The sequence below is a fragment of the Rhodococcus chondri genome (assembly GCF_036327435.1).
Classification (GTDB): domain Bacteria; phylum Actinomycetota; class Actinomycetes; order Mycobacteriales; family Mycobacteriaceae; genus Rhodococcus; species Rhodococcus chondri.
On record NZ_JAUZMZ010000275.1, the window covers coordinates 1 to 3,902 of the forward strand.

Annotated in this window: 5 protein-coding genes; all 5 read left to right on the forward strand. The window is 67.9% G+C overall.

Translation table 11 applies throughout. The features are described 5' to 3' along the window. A partial coding sequence (locus Q8814_RS24860; RefSeq protein WP_330154629.1) for a molybdopterin dinucleotide binding domain-containing protein occupies positions 1–843 on the forward strand: 843 nt, incomplete at its 5' end. Further along, entirely contained in the window at positions 840–2,144 is a 1,305-nt protein-coding gene (nuoH, locus tag Q8814_RS24865; RefSeq protein ID WP_330154630.1) for an NADH-quinone oxidoreductase subunit NuoH, read from the forward strand. The genes Q8814_RS24860 and nuoH, both read left to right, overlap by 4 nt. After that, on the forward strand, positions 2,137–2,685 hold the full coding sequence (nuoI, locus tag Q8814_RS24870; RefSeq protein ID WP_330154631.1) for an NADH-quinone oxidoreductase subunit NuoI: 549 nt from the start codon (positions 2,137–2,139) through the stop codon (positions 2,683–2,685). Before nuoH ends, nuoI begins: the two co-directional genes overlap by 8 nt. Then, on the forward strand, positions 2,682–3,515 hold the full coding sequence (locus tag Q8814_RS24875; RefSeq protein ID WP_330154632.1) for an NADH-quinone oxidoreductase subunit J: 834 nt from the start codon (positions 2,682–2,684) through the stop codon (positions 3,513–3,515). Before nuoI ends, Q8814_RS24875 begins: the two co-directional genes overlap by 4 nt. Beyond that, positions 3,512–3,811, forward strand: coding sequence for an NADH-quinone oxidoreductase subunit NuoK (gene nuoK / locus Q8814_RS24880; protein ID WP_330154633.1), 300 nt, complete (start codon positions 3,512–3,514; stop codon positions 3,809–3,811). The genes Q8814_RS24875 and nuoK overlap by 4 nt, the downstream gene beginning before the upstream one ends. Positions 3,812–3,902: the final 91 nt, after the last annotated feature.

The window sequence follows — 3,902 nt, forward strand, 5'->3', positions numbered from 1 at the left end:
GCCGAACATCGACAGGTCGACCTGCCGGGCGCTGACGGTCATTGCGGTGCCTCCTGCCGGCCGGACACCGCGGGGATCCTCGCCGCCGCCGCGTCGGGCGAACTCGGTGCGCTCGTGATCGGCGGTGTCGACGTCTCCGACCTGCCCGATCCGGCCGCGGCGCGCGCCGCTGTCGAGGCGGCACCGTTCGTCGTCAGCCTCGAACTGCGCGCCGGCGAGATCACCGACCGCGCGGACGTGGTGTTTCCGGTCGCCCCGGTGGCCGAGAAATCCGGGACGTTCCTCGACTGGGAAGGCCGGGAGCGTCCGTTCGAGGCGGCGCTGCGCGACACCGGAGCGATGCCGGACCTGCGGATCCTGAGCGCACTGGCCGAAGCCATGGACATCGACCTCGGCCTGCCGGACACGCAGACGGCCCGGGCCGAACTCGCCCGGCTCGCCGAATGGGGCGGCGCCCCGGCTCCTGCTCCCGACACGCGTCCGGCCGCTCCACCGAAACCCGTTCTGGGGGAGGCGATCCTCGCGGGCTGGCGCATGCTGCTCGACAGGGGCCGGCTTCAGGACGGTGAGCCGTACCTCGCGGGAACGGCGCGGGCACCCGTCGTGCGGTTGTCGGCCGCCTCGGCCGACGAGATCGGTGCCCGTGACGGAGAGCCCGTGACGGTCGCGACCGACCGCGGCGAGATCACCCTACCCCTGGTGATCGGTGATCTCCCCGACCGTGTCGTGTGGCTTCCCCTCGCGTCACCGGGCTCCCTGGTACACGAGCAACTCGCCGCCGTCCCCGGCGACATCGTGAGCATCCGTGCCGCGGTGTCCGGCCGGCAGGAGGCACCGCAATGACCGTCAGCGCCCGGCAGGTCGACCTGTCGATGTTCGGCATCGACCCGTGGTGGCTCGTCGTCGTCAAAGTCGTGCTCATCTTCGCGTTCCTGGTCCTGACGACCCTCGTACTGATCCTCCTCGAGCGCAAGATCATGGCCTGGATGCAGATGCGCGTCGGACCGAACCGGGTCGGGCCGAAAGGCCTGCTGCAGACCTTGATCGACGGCATCAAACTCGGCCTGAAGGAGGGCATCACGCCGACCGGGGTGGACAAGCCCATCTATCTGCTGGCCCCCGTGATCGCCACCGCGCCCGCACTCATGGCCTTCGCTGTGATCCCGTTCGGGCCCGTCGTATCGGTTTTCGGTGAACGCACCCCCCTGCAACTGACCGATCTTCCGGTCGCCGTCCTCTACATCCTCGCCGTCACATCCGTCGGGGTGTACGGCATCGTGCTCGCCGGATGGGCCTCGGGATCCACCTATCCGCTGCTCGGGGGTCTGCGTTCGACGGCGCAGGTCATCTCGTACGAGATCGCGATGGGCCTGTGCTTCGCGGCGGTGTTCCTGCTCGCGGGCACGTTGTCCACATCCGGCATCGTCGCCGGGCAGACCGGAATCTGGTACGCTGCGCTGCTGCTGCCGTCGTTCCTGATCTATTCGGTGTCGATGGTCGGGGAGACGAACCGCGCGCCGTTCGACCTTCCCGAAGCCGAAGGCGAACTGGTGGGTGGCTTCCACACCGAATACTCTTCGCTGCGGTTCGCGATGTTCATGCTCGCCGAGTACGTCAACATGATCACCGTCTCCGCGCTGGCCACCACCCTGTTCCTCGGTGGCTGGCGCGCGCCCTGGCCGATCAGCATCTTCGACGGCGCGAATACGGGATGGTGGCCGCTGCTGTGGTTCGTGGTGAAACTGTGGGTGGTGCTGTTCGTCTTCGTGTGGTTGCGCGCCACCCTGCCCCGACTACGGTACGACCAGTTCATGGCGCTGGGTTGGAAGGTTCTGATCCCCATCGCGGTGGTGTGGGTCATGGTCGTGGCGGTCATCCGGATTCTCGACGACGAGGGACTCGTCCCCGGAAACGTGGCACTCGCCGTCGCGGGAGTGCTCGTCGTGGCGGCGTCGCTGGGATACCTGGCCTTCCGATCGAGCCGCGGTGGCGGTCGCGGCGACACCGCAGACACCGAACCGCCATCCGGGACGCACGACCCGATGGCGGGTGGATTCCCGGTGCCCCCGCTGCCGGCTGTCACGACACCCGCGCCGTCGACGACACCCGCGCGGTCCACGACACAGGAGGATGTCGATGTCTGAGTTCCTCGGTCCCCTCGCCGGTTTCGGCGTCACCTTCTCGACGATGTTCAAGAAATCCAACACCGAGTTCTACCCGGAGGAGAAGGCGCCCACCGCGCCCCGTTACCACGGTCGTCACCAGCTCAACCGGTACCCGGACGGACTCGAGAAGTGCATCGGGTGCGAACTGTGCGCGTGGGCGTGCCCGGCCGACGCGATCTATGTCGAAGGCGCCGACAACACCGACACCGACCGGTATTCGCCGGGGGAGCGTTACGGCCGGGTCTACCAGATCAACTATCTGCGCTGCATCGGCTGCGGGCTGTGCATCGAAGCGTGCCCCACGCGGGCGCTCACGATGACCAACGACTACGAGATGGTCGCCGACAACCGCACCGACCTGATCTACGACAAGGACCGTCTGCTCGCGCCGCTGCAGCCGGGCATGCAGCCTCCGCCGCACCCCATGGTCCCGGGGGCCACCGACGACGACTACTACCGCGGCACCGTGCCTCCGATCGAGGGGAACCACTCCGGGCCGGCAGAGGAGAAACCGTCATGAGCGCGACGACCGCGGTGTGGCTGGCCGCCGACGAACTCACTCGCACGTCGACGGGGGAGGCGGTGCAGTTCTGGATTCTCGGTACCGTCGCGGTGCTCGGGGCACTCGGCGTCGTCGGCGCCGCCAAAGCGGTCTACTCGGCGATCTTCCTGGCCGTGACGATGATCGTTCTCGCCGTCTTCTACATCGCCCAGGATGCGCTGTTCCTCGGTGTCGTGCAGGTCGTGGTGTACACGGGCGCCGTCATGATGCTGTTTCTGTTCGTGCTCATGCTCGTGGGGATCGACTCGTCCGACTCGCTGGTGGAGACCCTGCGCGCACAGCGGTGGCTCGCCGTCGCCGTGGGGGTCGGTTTCGGTGTGCTGCTGATCGGGGGTCTCGGCAACGCGGCCGTCGCGGGTTTCGCGGGTCTGACCGACGCCAACGCGGCGGGCAACATCGAAGGGCTCGCGGTGCTGTTGTTCATCGACTACGTGTGGGCGTTCGAACTCACCGGTGCGCTGCTGATCACGGCCACCGTCGGGGCGATGGTGCTCGCCCACCGTGAACGGCTCGGACCGCGCCGCACCCAACGCGACATGGCCCGGGAGCGGTTCCGGAAGGGCGGACGCGTCACCCCGCTTCCCGGACCGGGGGTCTACGCCCGCCACAACGCCGCCGATGTCCCCGCGCTGCTGCCCGACGGCTCCTTCTCGGACCTGTCGGTCGGTCCACTGCTCCAGCGCATCGGAAGGGACTGGAGCGCGGCCGATCTCGGGGTTCGCGGTCCGTCGTCCGCGGCCGGCCCGCCCTCGTCCGGCCGTCGGACGGGCGAGGAGGAACACCGGTGAATCCCGAGAACTACCTGTATCTGTCGGCGCTGCTGTTCACGATCGGCGCGGCGGGCGTTCTGCTGCGCCGCAACGCCATCGTCGTGTTCATGTGCATCGAACTGATGCTCAACGCCGCCAACCTCGCGTTCGTCACCTTCGCCCGCATGCACGGCAACCTGCACGGCCAGGTGTTCGCGTTCTTCACGATGGTCGTCGCTGCGGCAGAAGTGGTCGTCGGACTCGCCATCATCGTCACGATCTTCCGGACCCGGCGGTCGGCCTCGGTCGACAACGCCAACCTCCTCAAATATTGACCGGCTCGAAATCAACCGCAGCGCCCGAACCGCATCGACAAGGACGGTGAGTGTGTGACAGCCCACGACGCGCCGAAAGAGGGTGCTGCAT

Excerpts from the sequence above, each read along its gene's own strand:
- nuoH (WP_330154630.1), top strand. The coding sequence starts at position 840 with ATGACCGTCAGCGCCCGGCAGGTCGACCTGTCGATGTTCGGCATCGAC.
- nuoI (WP_330154631.1), top strand. The coding sequence starts at position 2,137 with ATGTCTGAGTTCCTCGGTCCCCTCGCCGGTTTCGGCGTCACCTTCTCG.
- Q8814_RS24875 (WP_330154632.1), top strand. The coding sequence starts at position 2,682 with ATGAGCGCGACGACCGCGGTGTGGCTGGCCGCCGACGAACTCACTCGC.